Here is a 21,115-nt window from a genome sequence, read left to right as displayed (position 1 = left end):
AAAAGGGGGATTTGGGGGGATTAATGATTACAATAAATCAGGATAAAACTTCTCAAACTCCGGATTTATAGCTTCACCCCGCAACAAATGACCTTTCGGTTGAATATAGCTATAAATTTCCCGTGCAGGCTGTTCATGCCAGCCAATATTAAAAGCACAAAGTTTTGGGAAAAATTGTAGATGGCTATAGTTGAGATTGTTATGAATCCAATAGGCAAGCTGTCGCCAGTTGGATTGGTCTTTTTCATACAGTTCTAGAAATGAAGGAATGACTATACACGCCGTTGCGCCGTAGCCTTTTTCGTCGGGATAGTCCCAAATATGGCTGGCAAAGTTTTTCTCATTGCTGGCACAGTTGTGTCCTTTTTCATTGCCAAGTTGGTTGACGCTTGGTGAGCGATATGCGGAGCGAATTGCAATTCGTCCAAATTTATCTTGGAGTGGTTCGAGCAGTTGCTCGCACAGTTGTGTACCTGTGTAGATGGCTTTTTCAGGATGATCGGGGAAGTTGGGTACACCATACCAATTAGCGATTTCGCTATAGAGGAAGTCACGCATAAAGAAAGACTTTGAAAGTTGAATTCGTCCTAAGTCTTCGAGTTTGGAGATAGAGGATACTTTTTTGATGGTCATGTTGTTTTTGGTGTGATCTATTGATGAGTGATACTATATAATTAAAATATAAAAAGTTTTAAGTTGAATTATATGGCAAAAATTCCTAAAGTTTTTATAAGTTATGCTCATGAAAGTGAAAAACTTAGTGATCAGGTTCTGCAATTTTCTAACGAGTTACGTGCTAAAGGGATTGATTCTGAAATCGATCAATATGAAGAAGCTCCACCACAAGGATGGGCTAAATGGATGCTCAAACAAATTGATGAAGCAGATTTTGTATTAGTAGTAGCTTCTCCTATCTATTATGCGCGAAGTAAAGATTCTAGTAACGAGCCTAAAGGGTTAGGTGCTAAATGGGAAACCACGCAGATTATTCAAAATATTTATGAGAGCGTAAATAACAATACAAAATATATACCAATTTTCTTTGATACAGATCAAGTGCAATATATTTTAGATCCATTAAAGCCATATACTTATTACGATATTTCTAATGAGAAGCAAAAAAATAAGCTAATTAATAGATTAGCTGGTAAGTCAGAAAGCTTAAGACCTAAATTGGGACAAGATAACCCTGTATCTTCTGATTTGAAGCCACTTGAAGAAAAATCTCGTAAGACATTATTCGTTTCGGGGTTAATAGATGAGGATTTATGGAATAAAGCTAAGTGGAAAGGTACAGCTTTTGCATATAACCCAATAGATGAAAATGATATTCCTATTTTAGGTGTTGGGTTTGAATATCCTGAAAATGGTAAATTGATCTTTGATGCTATTCGTAATCGAATAGGTGAGAACGATATTGATGAAAAACTACGAGTATCAATCGTAACTGAGGTAGATAAAGAAAATATTGCTCATTACAAAGTGATGATTGGACCTAATTTTAGTTATTTGGAAGATTTATCTGAGGGTATGGATTTAAAAAATGATGAAAAGCTTTTCATGGCTATTTCACGTGTAAATTTAATGACCCCAAAAAGTAGTATTAACTTAGATAATTTTTTAGAAAGATACCGAAAAGTTGGTAAATTCTATCTTACGAATATTCTCGAAATGCCTGAGGGTTTTAGCTTTGATCCTAGCTCAATAGATCATGATAATATGATTTTAAAATCAGAGTTAGTTGTAAAAACATTAAAGGACGTTCTTAAAGAAAAGAATCGATCACCTGAATGGGCTGCAATAGTGCCGAAAAAAATTAAACCTAATAAAGAAGTTTTTAAGGCAATAAAGCAAAAGCATGAAAAAGAAAAACGAAGAAAACAGAAAAAATTGAAGAAAAAAACTAAAAAATGATAAAAAACCCGCTTTCGCGGGTTTTCTTTTAAAGAAAGATCAACTTAACCAATCAATTTCTTCATCAATTCATTGACTTGAGCAGGGTTTGCCTTACCACGTGATGCTTTCATCACTTGACCAACCAGACCGTTAAAGGCTTTCTCTTTACCAGATTTATACTCTTCAACCATCTTCTCGTTGGCAGCAAGTACTTCTTTAATGATTGCTTCAATCGCGCCTGTATCAGTTTCCTGTTTCAAGCCTTTCTCAGCAATAATCTCGTCTGCAGTTTTGCCTTCTTCCCACATAAAGCCGAACACCTGTTTTGCGATCTTACCGCTAATGGTGTTATCGACAATACGCGCGATCATGCCGCCAAGTTTTTCAGTCGATACAGGAGAGTCAGCCAAATCCAAGCCAGCTTTGTTTAACGCACCTGAGAATTCACCCATCACCCAGTTTGCAGCAATTTTACCATTCGCAGCACCGCCAGCAGCAGTTACAACAGCTTCATAAAAATCAGCCATTTCACGAGTCAATGTAAGAACGTGAGCATCATATTCAGTCACACCGAAATCAGCGACAAAACGCTCACGACGTGCCGCAGGAAGTTCAGGCATGGTCGCTTTAATTGCTTCGATTTGCTCATCTGCAATTACTACAGGCAACAAGTCAGGGTCTGGGAAGTAGCGGTAATCATTCGCTTCTTCCTTAGAACGCATTGAACGGGTTTCCATCTTCACAGGGTCGAACAGACGCGTTTCCTGATCAATGGTGCCGTCCCATTCCAGAATTTCCATTTGACGTTCAATTTCAACATTGATCGCTTGTTCAATAAAACGGAATGAGTTCAGGTTTTTCAATTCGCAACGCGTACCGAAGGGTTGACCCGGACGACGTAACGACACGTTACAGTCACAACGGAACGAACCCTCCGCCATGTTACCGTCAGAAATACCTAACCAGCGCACTAAAGTGTGAATTGCCTTGATATAAGCAACCGCTTCTTCAACCGAACGCATATCCGGTTCAGAAACGATTTCAAGCAGCGGCGTACCAGCACGGTTCAAGTCGATGCCTGACATACCTTCGAACTGATCATGAATCGATTTACCCGCATCTTCTTCGAGATGCGCACGGGTTACGCCAATGCGTTTAACCGTGCCATCTTCAAGCTGGATGTCGATATGACCCAAGCCCACAATCGGGTTGTCCATCTGGCTGATCTGATAGCCTTTTGGAGAGTCCGGATAGAAGTAGTTTTTACGCGCAAATACAGACGCCTGATCGATGTAAGCATCGATGCCCAAACCAAAGCGAATCGCAAGATCAACCACTTCTTTGTTTAATACCGGTAATACGCCCGGCATAGCCAAATCAACCAGGCTGGCTTGCGTGTTTGGATCATTACCGAAAACAGTCGATGAACCTGAAAAAATTTTGGTATTGGTGGCAAGCTGAGTGTGAATCTCGATACCAATAACGACTTCCCAACCATCAATCAGGTTGGATTTTGGTTTAGCCGATTTTTGAGCTTGAGCCATTATGCGTTCTCCTCAGCAATTGCAGCGCGTTTTGTATGCCAATCGGTGGCCTGTTGATACTGGTGTACCACAGACAACAATTGAGATTCTGACCAGTAATTACCAATCAGCTGTAAGCCAACTGGCAAGTTATTTTGGTCAAAACCGACAGGCGCGTTAATCGCAGGAAGACCTGCCAGATTTACCGCAAGCGTATAAATATCGCCCAGGTACATTTCAACTGGCGTTAAATCTGCACCAATTTTATAGGCAGTCGTTGGCGCAGAAGGTGCTGCAATGACATCGACCGATTCAAATGCTTTAAGGAAATCTTGTTGGATCAGACGACGTACTTTCTGTGCTTTTACATAGTAAGCATCGTAATAACCTGCAGACAGGGCATACGTACCAATCAGGATACGGCGTTGCACTTCTGCACCAAAACCTTCTGAACGTGAACGTTTGTACAGGTCCATCAGGTCCACCGGGTTTTCTGCGCGATAGCCATAACGCACGCCGTCATAACGTGACAGATTTGAAGAGGCTTCAGCAGGCGCGATCAGATAATAAGTTGGAACATAAGCTTCTGTCATGTTGAGATCAATCTCAACCAGAATTGCGCCCATTTCTTCCAGTTTTTTTAGTGATTCTTCAACGCGTGCTTTAACGTCCGCATCCAGACCTTCCACATTGAAGTATTGCTTTGGAATACCAATACGCAAGCCTTTTACCGATGTAGCGTTCAGATTTGCCACATAGTCATCAACCTCTTTGTCCATTGAGGTTGAATCTTTGGCATCATGACCCGCCATGACATTCATCAGATAAGCACAGTCTTCAGCCGAACGTGCCATCGGGCCGCCTTGGTCTAAAGATGATGCATACGCGATCATACCAAAACGTGATACACGGCCATAAGTTGGTTTCAGACCAGTCAGACCACAAAAAGAAGCCGGCTGACGGATTGAACCACCGGTATCCGTACCGGTTGCAAATGGTGCCAGATCAGCAGCAACAACTGCAGCAGAACCACCTGAAGAACCGCCCGGAACGTGATCCAGTGCCCAAGGGTTTTTGGTCGAGCCAAAATAAGAAGACTCGGAAGTAGAACCCATGGCGAATTCGTCCATGTTCACTTTACCAAGTGTGACTAAGCCCGCAGCTTTACCTTTCGCTACAACGGTCGCGTCGTAAGGAGAGATAAAATTGTCCAGCATTTTAGAACCGGCTGTGGTTTTAATGCCTTGGGTACAGAAAATATCTTTATGTGCAATGGGCACGCCAGTCAGGGCAGTGGCATTGCCAGCTTTGATTGCAGCATCGGCAGCATCAGCTTGAGCTAATGCCTGTTCAGCAGTCACGGTCACATAAGCTTTGACCTGTGCATCAATTTTTTCGATGCGCTTTAAATAGTGTTGAGTCAATTCGCGGGATGAAAATTGAGCATTTGCCAAACCTTCAGTCAGTTCACGAATGGATAAGCGGTGTAAATCTGTCATGAGAAATAATTCTTTACGTTTAATTTAATAAAAAGAATGAACTGGGTAATAATTACTCAATCACGCGTGGGACGAGATACAAACCGTCCTGTACAGCAGGTGCAACTGCTTGGTATTCCTCACGATGATTGCTTTCCGACACGACATCTTCACGTAAAGGCTGTGGGTGGTCGAAAGGGCTTTTCAGTGGTTCAACACCGTCGGTATTGATGCCTTTCAGGGTTTCCATCATGCCTAAAATTTTATTTAAACTTTGAGCATATTCAGCAGATTGCGTATCATTGAGAGATAACCTTGCAAGGTTGGCAATAGCTGAAACTGTTTCTGCACTTAAATCTGCAGAATGCTGTGCATCCGATGTAGACATAATATTACCTAATCAGTATTAAAAAAATTCAAATTATCATGCGTTATGATAAGCGATTGACTTGTCCAAATCATCACATTTAGTTAAAGTGGCGACCTTGCGTCCATATAAAGTTTAACTGAGAACGTCCCCGTGATTCTAAAACGACTAATAGGCTTGTTTTCGCCCGATCTTGCCATTGATTTAGGTACAGCAAATACACTTATTTATGCGCCAGGACGAGGCATTATATTAAATGAACCAACGGTTGTAGCCATCCGTCATAGTGGTTCACATAAAATTGTTGCGGCAGTCGGTCTTGAAGCGAAGCAAATGCTAGGTCGTACCCCAGCCAATATCTCAGCGATCCGTCCTATGAAAGACGGTGTGATTGCGGATTTTGAAGTCACTGAGACCATGCTGAATCAGTTCATTCGCAAAGTACATGAAAACCGTTTATTTACTCCGGCACCGCGTGTCGTGGTTTGCGTGCCATGTAAATCGACTCTGGTTGAGCGCCGTGCCATTCGTGAAGCCGTGTTTAATGCGGGCGCACGTGATGTACGTTTAATCGAAGAGCCAATGGCAGCAGCGATTGGTGCAGGTATGCCAGTTGAGCAGGCTTGTGGTTCGATGGTGGTCGATGTAGGTGGGGGTACCACTGAAATTGCAATCATTTCCCTACAAGGTTGTGTTTATGCAGACTCTTTACGGATTGGCGGTGATGTCTTTGATGAGCAGATCATTAACTATGTGCGTAAAGCGCATGGCTGTGTGATCGGCGAAACCACTGCTGAAGTGATCAAAAAAGAAGTGGGTATGGCGTTGCCAGATGAAGGTGCTAAACCGCTTGAAATTGAAGTTCGTGGCCGTAACCTCGCAGAAGGTGTGCCTCGCGCAATCGTGGTTAATTCTGACGAAGTCACCCAAGCGATTTCTGATCCATTGCAAAACATCGTGTCTGCTGTGAAATCTGCGCTAGAACACACACCTCCTGAGCTTTCTTCGGACATCGCTGAACGCGGTATCGTGTTAACTGGTGGTGGTGCATTGCTACGTAACCTGGACAAGCTGCTTGCCAAAGAAACTGGCCTGCCAGTGGTAGTGGCAGAAGATCCACTATCATGTGTGACTCGTGGTGGCGGCAAGGTACTCGAATTTTTCGACAACCCAAATCATGACATGTTATTCGTAGGCTAAGAAAAGGATTCGGCGGGTGCAAGCACATCTGTTTTCTCGACAACCGCCATCTTTTCGCTCTTTTATCATTGCATTGGTAACATGCCTGGTGGTGCTTTTCTTTGATTGGCGCATGCCGCATGTTGTTCAACCTGCAAGGGATGTCCTGTACGCTGCTTATAATCCTATTTATGCGGTGGCCAGTTATCCGGTATTGTCGCGAGAGTGGTTGAATCAACAAACCAAGTCTGAAGCTCAGTTGCGCCGGGAAAATACCGCGATGCAGGCCGAGTTGCTACAGGCACAGGTACGCTTACAAAAAATCTCTGAACTTTCTGCTGAAAATACCCGTTTGCGCGGTCTATTGGACACGCCACTGATCATTGATGGACGTATTGAAATTGCCGAAGTGATTGGTACCGATGCCGATCCATTACGGCATATTATCGTGATCAACCGGGGTTCGAATAACGAGCTGAAAGTCGGGCAAACCGTACTGGATGACAAGGGTATCATGGGGCAGATTATCAATGTCTATCCGCATAGTAGTCGGGTCATGCTGTTGTCTGATAAAGAACATTCACTGTCAGTGCGCCTGGAACATACCGGGATGCGTGCCATTGTTTCAGGCACGGGCGATCTGGGACGTTTAAAAATGGAATATGTACCGACCAGCGCCAATATCAAGGTCGGTGAAAAAGTCTATAGTTCGGGCTTGGGACAACATTTCCCGGCAGGTTATCTGGTGGGGCAGGTATCTAAAGTACAACGGCATAATTCTGGTGAATTTGCCCAGATTGATGTGACGCCTGCGGCTCAGCTGGCCGGTGGACATCATGTGGTGGTGTTATTTTCCGATTCATTAGCGATGGAGCAACCGCATGTCAATCGCTAAGATGAAATCCAGAAAGCATCGTGATCCTTTAATGGCTATTGTCATTTCGGTGATTGTGGCTTCTATTTTAATGGTCTATCCACTTTCCTATAATCTCTCGGGCTGGCGTCCGCTGTTTATGCTGATGATCATGCTTTTCTGGGTGCTGTGCCAGCCGACCTGGTGTGGGATCTGGTTTGCCTTTGGTACCGGTATTTTTATTGATCTGCTGCTGGATGCACCTTTGGGTCTGAATGCGCTGAGCTTTATCATTATTGCCTTTTTAGCCCGCTTTCTAACCCGTGAGCGCCGTATCCTGACCTTTAATAATCTCTGGGTGATTATGGGGCTGGCGATTGTCGCGCATCTGCTAATGATCTTTTTTTCCCAGATTGTGGCTGGCGTGCAATTTTCTTATGCAAGGCACTGGATTCCGATGCTGACCAGTATTCTGGTTTGGCCTGCTATTTATTATGTGCTCAAAAAATGGCGCGTATAATTCTTGCTTCGAGCTCACCCCGGCGCCGCGAGTTGTTACAGCAACTCGGGCTGAGCTTCGATATTTGCAGCCCAGAAATTGACGAATCGGTACAAGCAGGCGAGTCGGTTGCAGCCTATGTTGAACGTCTGGCACGAGCCAAAGCGGATGCCGTGGCAGAGCTTTATCCTGATGCAATTATTATTGCTGCGGATACCAGTCTGGGGGTGGATCAGGAGATTCTGGGTAAGCCTGAATCCAAACAACATGCGATTGAAATGTGGACAAAAATCTCTGGTCGGTGGCATGATGTCTATAGCGGTGTCTGTGTTCGTACAAAGCATGAAAAATGCAGTATAGTGGTACGCACACAGGTCGAATTTCAAATCCTGAGCGCTGCAGATATGGAAAGTTACTGGGCGACAGGTGAGCCACTGGGTAAAGCAGGGGCTTATGCAATTCAAGGAATTGCAGCACGTTATATTCCAAAAATACAGGGCAGTTATTCCAATGTGGTTGGCTTGCCTTTATATGAGACAGTACAGTTATTACAGACGGTTAAGGCACTAAATTAACTGCTGAAAAGAATTCTTATAATGTTTTGAGTGTAATTATGTCTGACGAGTTGTTGATTAACGTCACGCCGATGGAATGTCGGGTCGCGTTAATTGAAAACGGCACGGTCAATGAACTGTTTGTCGAGCGTACGGCCAAGCGTGGCCTGGTAGGGAATGTCTATAAAGGAAAAGTGGTGCGGGTCTTACCCGGCATGCAGGCTGCTTTCGTGGATATCGGCCTCTCTCGCACTGCGTTTTTGCATATCAATGATATGGTCTGGCCTCGCAATCAGCCAACCCCGAATGTCTTTGAGCTACTTCAACCGGGACAAGTCCTCACGGTTCAGGTGATGAAAGATATGCTCGGTACCAAAGGCGCACGCCTGTCTACCGATCTGTCGATTCCTTCGCGTTATTTGGTGCTGATGCCATATGGCAATCATATCGGGGTATCGCAACGGATTGAATCCGAGGAAGAGCGGAATCGCTTGCGATCACTTATTGAGCGTATTCAGGCGGAACATAAGCTGCCAGGTTCAGTGATTGTACGTACTGCGGCAGAAGGGATTGAAGAAGAAGCCATTGCACAGGATATGGCTTATCTGGCCAAGCTTTGGGAATACATCCAGCGTAAGCAAAAGATTATTGCAGTACCGTCTTTGATCTTTGAAGAATTGCCTTTGCCGCAACGGGTGATTCGTGATCTGGCCAATGAAGAAACCGCCAAAATTTACGTCGATTCACGTGAAATTCATGCCAAGTTACAGGAATTTGTCGAAGAATTTGTCCCGAACATGAAAGACCGTTTGCTGCATTATCCGGGCGAGCGGCCAATTTTTGACTTGTATAATGTCGAAGAAGACCTGCAAAAGGCATTGCAAACTCGTGTCGCATTGAAGTCTGGCGGTTATCTGATGATTGACCAGACTGAAGCCATGGCCACAATTGATGTCAATACCGGCTCTTATGTTGGTGGCCGTTCGCTGGAAGATACGGTTTTTAAAACCAATATGGAGGCGACGGATGTCATCGCACGTCAGTTACGTCTGCGCAATCTCGGCGGCATCATTATCATCGACTTCATTGATATGCAGGAAGCGCAGCATCGTGAAGAAGTGATGAAACAGTTTGAGCGCATGTTAGAACGTGACCACGCCAAGACCAAGATTACTCAGGTATCAGAACTGGGCTTGGTGGAAATGACCCGGAAACGCACCCGTGAGTCGCTGGAACATCTGCTGTGCGAGTCTTGTCCGACCTGTCAGGGACGCGGTTATGTCAAAACAGCCGAGTCGGTATGTTATGAAATATTCAGGGAGATTCTGCGTTATGCTCGTGCTTATGAGTCACAGAGTGGCTTTACTGTCGTCGCGCATCTGGCTGTCATTGATCGATTATTGACGGCAGAAGCGCCTGCAGTCGCTGATCTGGAACATTTCATTAATCGCGTGATTAAGTTCCAAGTGGAAAATCTGTATACGCAAGAGCAATACGATATCATTCTCAGCTGAAATTGTAACAGAATATCGTTAAACACTTGTTACATCTGAAATTTTACAATAGGGCCTTTATTTACAATACTAGATGCATGAATTAGCCAAAGCCGTTTCTCCCAGTTTCAGGCTTAGCAAAAGGAGTGTGTGATGAGTATGAGTAAAGCAGTAATCCATAAAGGCCTAAAACACGTATTAGAACCAAAGACTGTACATGCGGGATATATCGTTGATGAGCGCGGTAATGAAGTTCAAATTACCGCGAGCATGATCCGTAACGTCTGCCATCAATTATTACAACAGTGCCGTACCATTAAAAGCTGATTGCATTTGTGCATTGTTTCTAACTTGTCAAAAATAATTTGGTAGACGTTTAAATCGAGAAGTCTTCCAAAAGTTCTAAAATAATTTAAAAAGATTTCAAAAATAAAGAAAAGGGACCAGATCGGTCCCTTTATTCTGTGCTCAAAGACTGGCAAAAATGATCAGCACCTTTGGCAGCCCATCTATCTTATTTATTCATCCGTGGCTAGCTTACCGCCCGTAACTTTGGGACAGGTTCGCCATCTACAATAAGTTCAAAACGTTGAATTTCTTCTTCCAGATGCGTCAGCAAGTTCTGCATTTTCGGCAGAGCATTACGACATGCGGTCAAGCCGACTTCCAGTTTGTCTAGATAGCTGGTCATGGTGATATTCAAGGCCTGACCATCCAGTACGATAGAAGCCGGATAAAGTGCTTCAAGACGGGCACCATTCCAGTAAAGGGGCTCTTGTGGTCCAGGTACATTGGAAATAATCACGTTAAACGCCTGACGTGTCGGCATTAAACCGGAGGCAATATTCAGACCTGCTGCACCATAGACAAAGGCACTATAGTTCAAAATCTGGTTGGCATTCATGCGTTTGAAGCGCTCTTTGGCACTCAGCACACTGCGGCGTACGATCTTGAGACGTTCTAGCGGATCTTCTTTATGCGTGCCCAGATTGGCCAGAATCATGGTAATACGGTTGGATATATCTGAATCGTCACTGCGAACAGAAGCTGGAACCATAGCAATTAACGGTTTTTTCGGTAAGGCATTTTGCGATAATAAATATTCACGTAATGCACCTGAACAAATGGCCAAGACAATATCATTAATGGTCACGCCCAATGCCTTAGAAATATGACGTAAACGTGAAAATTCGAAAGACTGGGCTGCAAAGCGACGTGAAGCACTGACGCGTTGATTCAGAATACTGCTTGGCGCCTGAAAGCTGGATACATAATCCGGATTGCGTCCCATATCTTTCATGACGGTTTGCGACAGTTCATAAGCAACTCGTGGCGCACATTCCAGTTGCCCCTTAATGGTCTGCAGGACATTTTTAAACCTGTTCACTTTAGGTGCTTTAAGGCGTTTGGCACGTGGCCCTTCCACACACCATGGCGGTACAATACTCTTGGCATTTGGATCATGTGAAAGCGACTTTTCTACCAGACGCATGCCAGCGATTCCATCCACCATAGCATGGTGAATTTTGAAATACATGGCAAAACGATTACCTTCAATGCCCTCAATGATATGACAGGTCCATAAAGGTTTGGCACGATCAATCAGGGCACTATGTTCTTGTGAAATATAGGTCAGCAATTCACGGATACGGCCCGGTTTTGGCAGGGCAATATGACGAAAATGATGATCTAAATCAAATTCCTGGTCTTCATCCCAAAACAGGCCGTTTAAATAATTGTTAAAAGGTGGGATTGGAGAGCATTTCGAATTCTGGATATCCGTGACTAGATCCTGAATAAAGGAAGCTGACGCATTGTCGGGAATTTGGAATAAAAATAGTCCACCTACATGCATAGGCTGCTGCCGTTTCTCTAAAGTTAAGAAAATAAAATCAATTGGATGTAATGGACGCATAGCGTGGATTGCCTCACTGCATTCTCTATGGCTTTTTTGCTAAAAGGCCTTGTTAGAATTATTACTTTAGTTTTTAAAGTATATCTTTTTTAGCATATAAATGAACTGCTTTATCTTGCCTCAACTGTGAAAAAGTGGCTATTGACAAGAACAAAATATCTTCCTAAGTTTATGAAATGTGAAAATTTTAGTTTTAAAATAGATTTCTAAAAATAGTATTTTCTAGGCGAAGTGGAGTGTAACTTAATAATTATGTGTTATTAGAAGAATAGCATTGTGTTCAATTTCACATTTTATGCAAATAAATCAATGAGCTAAAATTTTATCAATTCTTTAATTAAAATAATATTATCCCGATAAAAGGTAATTTCTATCTTGTCACTAAATGTAAAATTATCAATTAAAAAAGACTATCTTTATTAAAAAATAGTCTTTCAATCAATAGGAACGATAAAACTTAACTTTATTTTTTTAGATTGCCAGCATGTAAGCCACATTCTTTATGGGTGGCTTCTTCCCACCACCAGCGGCCTTCGCGTTCATGCTGATTTGGCAGCACAGGGCGGGTGCAAGGCTCACAGCCGATAGAAACAAAACCTTTCTCATGCAGGGCATTATAAGGGACTTCCATCATACGGATATAACTCCAGACATCTGCACTGGACCAGTTGGCTAGAGGATTGTACTTGATCAATTGTTTTCCCGGACCGGAAAAACCTGAATCTGCCTGAACCACAGGAATTTCATTGCGTGTACCCGGACTTTGGTCTTTGCGCTGACCAGTAATCCAGCCATCCAGCGTCGCCAGTTTTTTACGTAGCGGTTGAACCTTGCGTATACCGCAACATTCCTGATGGCCATCTTCAAAGAAACTGAATAAACCTTTGGTGGTCACTAAATTTTGTACTGCATCCGTTTCAGGGAAGCAGATTTCAATCTCGATGTTGTAATGCTTACGTACCCGTTCAATAAACTGATACGTCTCTGCATGTAGACGGCCAGTATCCAGACTGAATACCCGGAACGGTTTACCGAGATGCGATGCCATATCAATCAATACAATATCTTCAGCACCAGAAAATGAAATCGCAATTTCACCTTGCTGGCTCAGTGCAAGTGCCAAAATTTCATTGGGCGATTTATCTGCATATTCAGATGCAAGTGCATCAATACGATCAATAGTAGGAATGATGGTCATGAGAATCCTGGCGATATAGGCTTGGAAAGGACATGGCCTATATTAGTTAATTTCACATCTATTTTAATAGAATTGATTTAATTGACTTATCACTAAAAAATAAATACTTATGAAAAAAATAGATTTAAAAAAGTACAGTACAAAATCTGTTGCTTCAGCTATGATAGTGCAAAATTTTTTCAATACAACTTAGAGGGAATGTTCATGGAAGTCGTATGTCTAGATTTAGAAGGTGTGTTGGTTCCAGAAATCTGGATTAACTTTGCCAAAAAAACCGGTATTAAAGAGCTTGAAGCGACGACTCGTGACATTCCTGACTATGATGTACTGATGACCCAACGTCTGAATATTTTAAAACAGCACGGTTTAGGCTTGAATGATATTCAGGAAGTGATTGCAGAAATGGGTCCATTCCCAGGAGCAAAAGAATTTGTGAAATGGGTGAGTACGCATTTTCAATTAATTATTCTTTCAGATACTTTCTATGAATTTGCACATCCATTGATGAAGCAACTGGATTGGCCGACGATTTTCTGTCATAAACTGGAAACGGATGAAGCGGGCATGATCTCGGCTTATAAACTTCGTCAGCCAGATCAAAAACGTCAGGCTGTTAAAGCACTGCATGGTTTGAATTTCCGTGTGATTGCGGCAGGGGATTCTTATAACGATACTACAATGTTAGGTGAGGCAGACCATGGTTTCCTATTTGATGCGCCTGAAAATGTGATTGCTGAATTCCCGCAATTCCCGCCAATTCGTGGTTATGATGCGTTAAAAGAAGCAATTCGTAATGCTTCAGTGCGTGATATCCCTGCTTAAAGAATTTAAGTAAATAAAAAGGCGCTATAAGCGCCTTTTTTATTGAATCTATCAAAAAATCAGAAGCGGTAACCGATTTTCATGCCATATGCGATTGCAGTGTTATCGGTGAACTCTCCTACAACATTAGGGCCTGCTTTAGCCTCAGCGTCACCTAACCACATATAGCGAACACCTGCTTGAATAAAGTAATTTTCGGCTGGGCTATATTGTCCACCTAAACCTACACCCCAGTAACCTTCGGTTGGTCCTAGTGTTGTTACAGGATTACCTGCACCTGAGTCATAACTTACTAAAGCAGAGCCAGACCATTTGTCGCTAAATTTACGGCCAACACCAACATTTGCAGACCATTGATCATCTGAGTAGTCAATCAAATTACTACCTGAGCGTAATTTTAATAAATTAGGTGTTACTGCAAATTGGCTCCAATTTACCCAGCGTACGTTAGCAAAGGCTAAAGTATTTGCTGCAATACCTGTTTGAAGATCTAAATTTACAGATTGAGGTGTTGTAGCTGTAACATCTGGTGAAAGAGGCGATGCAATAGTTCCAAATCCAAAGCTCTCTGTTGAATTTGCCTCATGATCGATTTCTGAACGATAAGTAATAGCTGCTTTTAAAGCAATTTCAGGGATTTGATAAGCGAAACCAGCAAGCCAGCCCCAAGCTTCTTCTTCATCAAGTTTAATATCATAGCCCGAATTTCCATAAGCTGCACCTCGTAATGCAATTTTAGCTTCTACAGTTTGCCAAACAGGTCCAGCATAAAAATTCCAGTTTTCAGTTGGTTGATAACCGATTAAAGCTGTAAGGTTATTAGTTTTTACTTCTACTTGAGTGCTTTCTCGTTGAGTACTAAGAGGATTTACTTGTGAAAAACTTACATTATTTGTTGGATAAATTGAATCGGCACCATAAGGTTGATCATAAATCAGACCTAAAGATATTTTATCAGTTGCTTGAACTTTAATAGCAGCAGATGGAAAGTAGTAGTCTTCTGCCATGTCGCTGATAGATTCATTACCTAGTTGAGGAATAGATTTTCCAGATACGCTAGGATCAATCACAGTAATACCTGCTTCTGCATAATTACCCAGTTGTAAAAATGCAGCAATAGACTGACCAGAACGGTCTAAACCAGCAGCAAGCGCAGGTGTAAGTGGGAGAGTACTAAGTAAAATAGCCGAATAAATTCTATTGAGCTTCATGGTCGTTCCCTGATGCTTTATGTAACAAAAAGTGCAGGAAAAGTAACACATTTGAAAAAAGAGTAAATGCTCAACTTCGCAGAATAAATGAACTGAATAAGTTATAAATAGCAGTTGATTAGAGTAAAAGAACTATTTTTAGGTCTTAAGTAAATGAATTTTATTAAATAATTTTTTTAGGGTGATGTTTGGGTAAATATGAGTTTAATTGCTTTAAGTTTGAACATTTGGTTAACACTTGTATAAAAACGAGTGGGTTTTAAGTGCAAAAAAGCCACCCCGAAGAGTGGCTCCTTTGAAAACTAAGGGATTAGAAGCGGTAACCAATTTTTAAGCCGTATGCCCATGCATCGTTGTCTTCAAATTCTGCAACTTGAGCATTTTGAGCATTGCCAGGAACAGAATATGAACCAGAATGTGCTGTAGCATCACCCAACATAAAGTATTTCACGCCACCTGCAATAAAGTAGTTTGGAGCAGGGCTAAATTGTAAACCTAAGCCTACGTTCCAGTAGCCTTCAGTAGGGCCAAATGTTGATACAGGGTTACCTGCACCTGTGTCGTAACCTACAGATACATTACCAGCCCATTGTTCACTGAATTTACGACCTACACCTACTGTTGCAGAAATTTGATCATCAGAATAGTCGAGTAAGTTAAAGCCTTTCGTGTAAGCACCACCAGTTAATGCTGTTGATGCAGCTTCTGCGCCTTTACCGAACGCGTATGGACGGATTGAAAAATCTTTCCAATTAACCCAGCGTACATTTGCGAATGCTACGGTATTAGCCATGATACCTGTTTGTAAATCTAAATTAATAGATTGAGGTGTGGTAATCTCAGTTTCGCCAAGACCATTGTTCATATTGATTACTGTACCTGGATTTGTTCCCAATGCAGCAATAGAGCTTTCGTCAACAGTTAACTCATGTTTAATTTCTGAGCGATATGTTACAGATGCTTTTAAAGCAATTTCTGGAATTTGGTATGCAAAACCTGCTAACCAACCAACTGCTGAGTCTTCACCAATATTTGCGTTGTAACCACCAAAATTATTTGTTCCACTGTAAGCGTAACCACGTAATTGGACATTACCTTTTACTGTTTGATAGACTCCACCACCATAGAAGTTCCAATTTTCAGTAGGTTGAAAACCTAGAATAACGCTAATATTTTGTGTATCTACTTCTGCTGATGTTGATTCATTTCCGTCATGGAATAAACCTGCGCCACCTAAAGCTGCTGAACCTGTGTCGCCAGTTGAATAAGTAACATCAGCGCCAAATGGTTGGTCGTAAATTAAACCAAAAGAAAAATTATCGTTTAATTGTAATTTTAGTGCTGCAGACGGGAAGTAGTAGTCACCTGCCATATCATCAACGCTGGTATTTTGTAGGCCTACTGCTGCTGGTGGAACTGCTGCTGAAGGCGTATAACCATTTTTTACTTTGCCAGAAACATTCGGATCTAAAACAGAAATACCTGCTTCAAAGTAGTTACCCGGTTGTAAGAATGCAGCCATAGATTGACCAGAACGATCCATACCTGCAGCAAAAGCACCTGTCATTGGTACAGTTGCAAGAATCATTGCAGTAGTTAATGTTTTTAATTTCATTTACGTCTTTCCTTGAGGTACAAATTTATATCTAGCGTTGTTGTTTGCACTTATTAAATTCTTGGAGATTTCGGGTATTTATCCGCAATCATTTGTTACTCCATGTGACAAAAATAGCACAATTAAAATAAGAGTAAATGCTCTAGAAAAAACTAATTAGTCTAAAAAAGCATCAAAATAGAGTTTTTACACCAAAAAATAGCCTCATTTTGAAATAAGTATTTGAAAGTAATAGAAATAAAATAATGAAGAAAAAATGATTTTTTGTATAAAAAATATTCTAAAAATATGAAGATTAACGCTAATTTTTTGAAGTATAGATCACATTTTGAAAGGATGGTGCGCCCTGCGGGACTCGAACCTACGTCGGTCGCTTAGGAGGCAACTGCTCTATCCAGTTAAGCTAAGGGCGCGAAAAGAAGGCTATTGTACTGTAAAAAATACAAAAAAAAGTTATTGCCGAAGCAATAACTTTTAAGGACTCATAGCTACAGGAGTTGTCTAGGTATTTTTAGGCTTAAGTAACTTAAACAGACCGAACATGACCACGATCCAAAGCGGGATCATCAAAATAGATTCCTGGAATCCTTGCGTCCACATGATGTAAAGAATCGTAAGAATGAAACCTAGAACCAGAATATTACCCGCCGGAGACCAAAGCGCAGGGAAGGAAGTATTCTGTCCTAGCTTTTTCATGCTTTGAATGAACTTGAGATGGGTCAGGGTAATCATGGCCCAGTTCAATACCAATGCACCGACTACGATGTAAATCAGATGACTTAAGGCATCTTCAGGCACGAAGTAATTAAGTAGTACACAGCCAAAAATCAGTACAGCAGAGAATAATACGGCAGGAATCGGCGTACCTTGCTTATTCACTTTCATGAAGACTTTAGGTGCATTTCCTTGTTGAGCCAGACCATAGAGCATACGGCTGTTGGCGTACATGCCACTGTTATACACAGACAGTGCTGCTGTCAGGATAATAAAGTTCAGTAAGTGTGCTGCCCAGCCAATTCCCAATTGACTGAAAATCATCACAAAAGGACTTTTGTCCAGACCACCAAGCTCAAGCTGATTCCAAGGCACGAGTGACAACAGAATTGTCAAGGCACCAACATAGAAAATCAGAATACGGAACACCACCTGATTAATGGCTTTCGGAATGGTTTTTTCCGGATTTTCAGCTTCTGCAGCCGCCATACCAATGAGTTCGATACCACCGAAGGCAAACATTAAGAATGCCAGCATGTAGAACAGACCTTCAAAACCATTCGGGAAGAAACCACCCGCGGTCCAAAGATTGCTAAAAGATGCGCCTGAAGAAGGATCAGCAGTCAGGATCAGATACAGGCCAAAGACAATCATCGAGATGACCGCAGTCACTTTAATGATGGAAAGCCAGAATTCTGATTCACCGTAGAATTTCACATTGCCGAGGTTGACCAGTGTAATCACGATAAAGAAAAACAATACCGATGCCCAGGCTGGAATATGAGGCCACCAGTAGTTAATATATTTCGCAACCGCAGTAAGTTCGGTCATGGCCACCAGGATATACAAAATCCAGTAGTTCCAACCCGCAAGGAAACCAGGGAATTTGCCCCAGTATTTATAAGCAAAATGGCTGAATGAACCTGCGACAGGTTCATGAACAATCATCTCACCCAATTGACGCATGATTAAAAATGCAATCAGGCCCCCAATGGCATAGCCTAAAATAATAGAAGGACCCGCAGATTGGATCACCTGTGCGGAACCTAAGAATAAGCCTGTGCCAATTGCACCGCCCATGGCGATCAACTGAATATGACGGTTCTTTAAGCCACGCTGAAGTTGTGAAGACTCGTTATTCAAAGTGTTCAGCCCGACAATGGAAAATGATAAGTGGCTGATTGTAATTGATCAGACTAAAGAAGCCTAGTCCATCCTAAGAATGAAATATTGTTGAAGGAATGATAAAAAATATTCATATAAATAACTGAAATAAAATATAAATGAATCAATATATTAATTTTATTGAAAGTGTAACTGACGAGTTCTCTTTTTTCTTGGATAAAACACAAATGCCGTTTTTTTATACTAAGGTCTGGCAGTCAAGCAGTTCTGCTTTCAACATACTATACTTTGAATATAAATATTGAATAACCCGTACGAAAACAAAGACAAGTCAAAGGATGAAATAATTCATGAGTTTTGCCGCCCAAATCAAGATTCCTGCCACCTATATGCGTGGAGGCACCAGTAAAGGTGTTTTCTTTAAGCTGGATGACCTGCCTATAGCAGCACAACAGCCGGGCCGGATTCGTGATCAGCTTTTGCTGCGCGTGATTGGTAGTCCAGACCCTTATGGGAAGCAGATTGATGGTATGGGGGGTGCCAATTCCAGTACTAGTAAAACGGTCATTCTGTCAAAAAGCCTGCACGCTGATCATGATGTCGATTATTTATTTGGTCAGGTGTCAATTGATCGTCCTTTTGTGGACTGGAGTGGCAACTGTGGCAATCTGACCGCGGCAGTAGGTGCATTTGCCATTTCCAATGGTCTGGTTGATGCCGAACGTATTCCTGAAAATGGGTTGTGCACAGTACGCATCTGGCAGGCCAATATTCAGAAAACCATTATTGCACATGTGCCGATGCAAGATGGTCAAGTGCAGGAGCTGGGTGATTTTGAACTGGATGGCGTAACCTTTCCTGCGGCGGAAGTGCAGATCGAGTTTCTGGATCCAGCTGATGATGATGCTGAAGGTGGTTCGATGTTTCCGACAGGTAATCTGGTCGATACTTTGGAAGTGCCAAATATTGGCAACTTTGAAGTGACCATGATTAATGCCGGCATTCCAACCGTCTTTTTGAATGCTGGAGATCTCGGCTATAAGGGCACAGAGCTTCAGGATCATATCAATAATGACGTAGCAGCCCTGACAAAATTTGAGACAATTCGTGCCTATGCAGCGAAGCAGATGGGAGTGATTCAGGATATTGCCGAAGCCGTAACCCGACAACACACGCCAAAAATTGCCTTTGTTGCACCACCGAGTAACTATACCTGTTCAAGTGGCAAAACCGTCACTGAAGCAGATACCGATATTCTGGTTCGTGCCTTGTCTATGGGTAAACTCCATCATGCCATGATGGGCACGGCTGCAGTGGCTATTGGTACGGCAGCTGCCATTCCCGGAACATTGGTGAACCGGGTCGCAGGTGGGGTAGAGCGTGAAGCGGTGCGTTTCGGTCATCCTTCCGGGACTTTAAGAGTGGGTGCACAAGCAAGTTTTGAAAATGGTGAGTGGAAAGTGAAGAAAGCGATTATGAGCCGTAGTGCCCGCGTATTGATGGAAGGCTGGGTGCGCGTACCAGAAGATGTTCTCGTTTAAATGCCGTGCATACATTTAGCCTGTAAAACCACCGGTTCTGCGGTGGTTTTTTATGGTTTAAAATCTCTGACTTGCTTATTTGATATTGAATAGCAAATTTCAGTAGAACAATTCGATTTATGGCTGAAAATTCAAGGCATTTCTAGGTACAATGCCTGATCACCGTACAGGCATTTATTCGCTTGTCATTTTATTCTTCTGGACTACGTATTCGAGGCGAATGTGTCATCTATCACTGACGTATCAACCCATGCACTCACTCAAGCACAACACCGCATTCAACAGGATTTATTGACCGCTCTGGAAGCCTTTGCCATTCCAGAACCGTTAAGGTCGGCAGTCCATCATGCTGTGATGCTTGGTGGCAAGCGAGTACGTCCAGCGCTATGCTATGCCACTGCTGCATTAAAACCCAATCAGAATAGTGCTGCAGTGCGCCGTGCAGCGGTTGCAATCGAGTTTATTCACTGCTATTCACTGGCCCATGATGATCTGCCGTGTATGGACAATGATTTGCTGCGCCGTGGCCAGCCGACATGTCATGTGGCTTATGGAGAAGATACCGCGCTTTTGGCAGGTGATATCCTGCAATCGATGGCTTTTGAAATTTTGGGTAGCCGTCTGTTTGATCAGGGGCCAGCGGTAGAAGCTTCCATTGTATTGAAACAGATGCAGATTCTGGCGACAGCCTCTTCGAAAATGGTGAATGGTCAGGTTTTAGATTTACAGTCTGAAGGCAAAAAAATCGATCAGCAAGCACTGGAAACCATCCATCGCAATAAAACCGGTGCTTTGATTAGTGCTGCGATCATGATGGCGGCGGTGACAATCTTTGAAGGTACCGATCTGGCCATTCCTAAATTACGTGAGTTTGGACAGGCGATTGGTCTGGCCTTCCAGGTACAGGATGATATTCTGGATATTATTTCCGATACCGAAGTCTTGGGGAAAACTGCAGGTAAAGATGAACAGGTTGAAAAATCAACCTATCCGGCATTGATGGGTCTGGAGCAGGCCAAAGCCTATGCCCAGCAATTACACGATCAAGCCCTAACGGCGCTTGCCCATTTTGAAGGTCAGGCGGAAGAGTTGATGCAAATTACCCGGTTCCTGCTCATGCGAAAAAGCTGAT

The 21,115-nt window shown here is 42.6% G+C and carries 19 protein-coding genes and 1 tRNA gene; 10 read left to right on the top strand and 10 right to left on the bottom strand.

Annotated elements, in window-relative coordinates; genetic code table 11:
• Window positions 1-27: 27 nt before the first annotated feature.
• Window positions 28-633, bottom strand: a complete 606-nt coding sequence (locus tag ACO1B7_RS03215; protein ID WP_004279355.1) for a hypothetical protein — start codon at window positions 631-633, stop codon at window positions 28-30.
• Between the two features lie 72 nt (window positions 634-705).
• Between ACO1B7_RS03215 and ACO1B7_RS03210 the strand changes: the two genes are divergently transcribed.
• Entirely contained in the window at window positions 706-1,914 is a 1,209-nt protein-coding gene (locus ACO1B7_RS03210; RefSeq protein ID WP_184118956.1) for a toll/interleukin-1 receptor domain-containing protein, read from the top strand.
• Between the two features lie 44 nt (window positions 1,915-1,958).
• On the opposite strand, the gene gatB is transcribed toward ACO1B7_RS03210, so the two are convergent.
• From gatB to gatC, 3 genes are read right to left on the bottom strand one after another with little or no spacing between them, the layout of a single operon-like run.
• Window positions 1,959-3,440: an Asp-tRNA(Asn)/Glu-tRNA(Gln) amidotransferase subunit GatB gene (gene gatB / locus ACO1B7_RS03205; protein WP_004279357.1), complete on the bottom strand. Its 1,482-nt coding sequence runs from the start codon at window positions 3,438-3,440 to the stop codon at window positions 1,959-1,961.
• Window positions 3,440-4,918, bottom strand: coding sequence for an Asp-tRNA(Asn)/Glu-tRNA(Gln) amidotransferase subunit GatA (gene gatA, locus ACO1B7_RS03200; RefSeq protein ID WP_004279358.1), 1,479 nt, complete (start codon window positions 4,916-4,918; stop codon window positions 3,440-3,442). The genes gatB and gatA overlap by 1 nt, the downstream gene beginning before the upstream one ends.
• A 52-nt stretch (window positions 4,919-4,970) precedes the next feature.
• Window positions 4,971-5,285, bottom strand: a complete 315-nt coding sequence (gatC, locus tag ACO1B7_RS03195; protein ID WP_004279359.1) for an Asp-tRNA(Asn)/Glu-tRNA(Gln) amidotransferase subunit GatC — start codon at window positions 5,283-5,285, stop codon at window positions 4,971-4,973.
• Window positions 5,286-5,417: 132 nt separating this feature from the next.
• Here gatC and ACO1B7_RS03190 point away from each other — a divergent pair, with 132 nt between their 5' ends.
• The 6 genes from ACO1B7_RS03190 (at window position 5,418) to ACO1B7_RS03165 (ending at window position 10,169) form a co-directional block, all read left to right on the top strand.
• Window positions 5,418-6,464 carry a rod shape-determining protein gene (locus ACO1B7_RS03190; protein ID WP_004279360.1) on the top strand — a complete coding sequence of 349 codons (1,047 nt, stop codon included), beginning with the start codon at window positions 5,418-5,420 and terminating at the stop codon, window positions 6,462-6,464.
• Between the two features lie 16 nt (window positions 6,465-6,480).
• The gene (gene mreC / locus ACO1B7_RS03185) at window positions 6,481-7,338 is read left to right on the top strand and encodes a rod shape-determining protein MreC (RefSeq protein ID WP_004279362.1); all 858 of its coding nucleotides are present in this window, start codon (window positions 6,481-6,483) and stop codon (window positions 7,336-7,338) included.
• Window positions 7,325-7,816, top strand: coding sequence for a rod shape-determining protein MreD (mreD, locus tag ACO1B7_RS03180; protein ID WP_004279364.1), 492 nt, complete (start codon window positions 7,325-7,327; stop codon window positions 7,814-7,816). Before mreC ends, mreD begins: the two co-directional genes overlap by 14 nt.
• Entirely contained in the window at window positions 7,804-8,370 is a 567-nt protein-coding gene (locus ACO1B7_RS03175; protein ID WP_004279365.1) for a Maf-like protein, read from the top strand. The genes mreD and ACO1B7_RS03175 overlap by 13 nt, the downstream gene beginning before the upstream one ends.
• A gap of 38 nt (window positions 8,371-8,408) precedes the next feature.
• Window positions 8,409-9,863 (top strand): ribonuclease G, encoded by a 1,455-nt coding sequence (gene rng / locus ACO1B7_RS03170; RefSeq protein ID WP_039902024.1) that lies wholly within the window; start codon window positions 8,409-8,411, stop codon window positions 9,861-9,863.
• Window positions 9,864-9,995: 132 nt separating this feature from the next.
• Entirely contained in the window at window positions 9,996-10,169 is a 174-nt protein-coding gene (locus tag ACO1B7_RS03165) for a PA1571 family protein (RefSeq protein ID WP_004646222.1), read from the top strand.
• Window positions 10,170-10,374: 205 nt separating this feature from the next.
• Here ACO1B7_RS03165 and ACO1B7_RS03160 read toward each other — a convergent pair whose 3' ends face one another.
• On the bottom strand, window positions 10,375-11,757 hold the full coding sequence (locus ACO1B7_RS03160; protein ID WP_005104698.1) for a WS/DGAT/MGAT family O-acyltransferase: 1,383 nt from the start codon (window positions 11,755-11,757) through the stop codon (window positions 10,375-10,377).
• 463 nt (window positions 11,758-12,220) lie between these two features.
• Window positions 12,221-12,955: a phosphoadenylyl-sulfate reductase gene (locus ACO1B7_RS03155; RefSeq protein ID WP_004279369.1), complete on the bottom strand. Its 735-nt coding sequence runs from the start codon at window positions 12,953-12,955 to the stop codon at window positions 12,221-12,223.
• 204 nt (window positions 12,956-13,159) lie between these two features.
• On the opposite strand from ACO1B7_RS03155, the gene thrH reads away from it, so the two are divergent.
• The gene (thrH, locus tag ACO1B7_RS03150) at window positions 13,160-13,777 is read left to right on the top strand and encodes a bifunctional phosphoserine phosphatase/homoserine phosphotransferase ThrH (RefSeq protein WP_004646225.1); all 618 of its coding nucleotides are present in this window, start codon (window positions 13,160-13,162) and stop codon (window positions 13,775-13,777) included.
• Window positions 13,778-13,836: 59 nt separating this feature from the next.
• Here the strand turns inward: thrH and ACO1B7_RS03145 are convergent, their stop codons facing one another.
• From ACO1B7_RS03145 to ACO1B7_RS03130, 4 genes are all read right to left on the bottom strand, one after another.
• The gene (locus ACO1B7_RS03145; protein ID WP_423089809.1) at window positions 13,837-14,988 is read right to left on the bottom strand and encodes an OmpP1/FadL family transporter; all 1,152 of its coding nucleotides are present in this window, start codon (window positions 14,986-14,988) and stop codon (window positions 13,837-13,839) included.
• A 310-nt stretch (window positions 14,989-15,298) separates the two neighbouring features.
• Window positions 15,299-16,603, bottom strand: coding sequence for an OmpP1/FadL family transporter (locus ACO1B7_RS03140; protein WP_423089808.1), 1,305 nt, complete (start codon window positions 16,601-16,603; stop codon window positions 15,299-15,301).
• A gap of 337 nt (window positions 16,604-16,940) precedes the next feature.
• Window positions 16,941-17,016 (bottom strand) — tRNA-Arg (locus ACO1B7_RS03135).
• A gap of 88 nt (window positions 17,017-17,104) precedes the next feature.
• Window positions 17,105-18,460, bottom strand: coding sequence for an amino acid permease (locus ACO1B7_RS03130; RefSeq protein WP_184413592.1), 1,356 nt, complete (start codon window positions 18,458-18,460; stop codon window positions 17,105-17,107).
• A 332-nt stretch (window positions 18,461-18,792) separates the two neighbouring features.
• Here ACO1B7_RS03130 and prpF point away from each other — a divergent pair, with 332 nt between their 5' ends.
• The gene (gene prpF, locus ACO1B7_RS03125; protein WP_423089807.1) at window positions 18,793-19,983 is read left to right on the top strand and encodes a 2-methylaconitate cis-trans isomerase PrpF; all 1,191 of its coding nucleotides are present in this window, start codon (window positions 18,793-18,795) and stop codon (window positions 19,981-19,983) included.
• Between the two features lie 222 nt (window positions 19,984-20,205).
• Window positions 20,206-21,114 (top strand): polyprenyl synthetase family protein, encoded by a 909-nt coding sequence (locus ACO1B7_RS03120; RefSeq protein ID WP_278357178.1) that lies wholly within the window; start codon window positions 20,206-20,208, stop codon window positions 21,112-21,114.
• The last annotated feature ends 1 nt before the right edge of the window (window position 21,115 follow it).

The sequence above is a fragment of the Acinetobacter lwoffii genome (genome assembly GCF_049367455.1).
In the GTDB taxonomy this organism is placed as follows: Bacteria; Pseudomonadota; Gammaproteobacteria; order Pseudomonadales; family Moraxellaceae; genus Acinetobacter; species Acinetobacter lwoffii_W.
The sequence above is the reverse complement of the archived record's forward strand: the minus strand, read 5'-3'. Positions and strand labels throughout refer to the sequence as shown.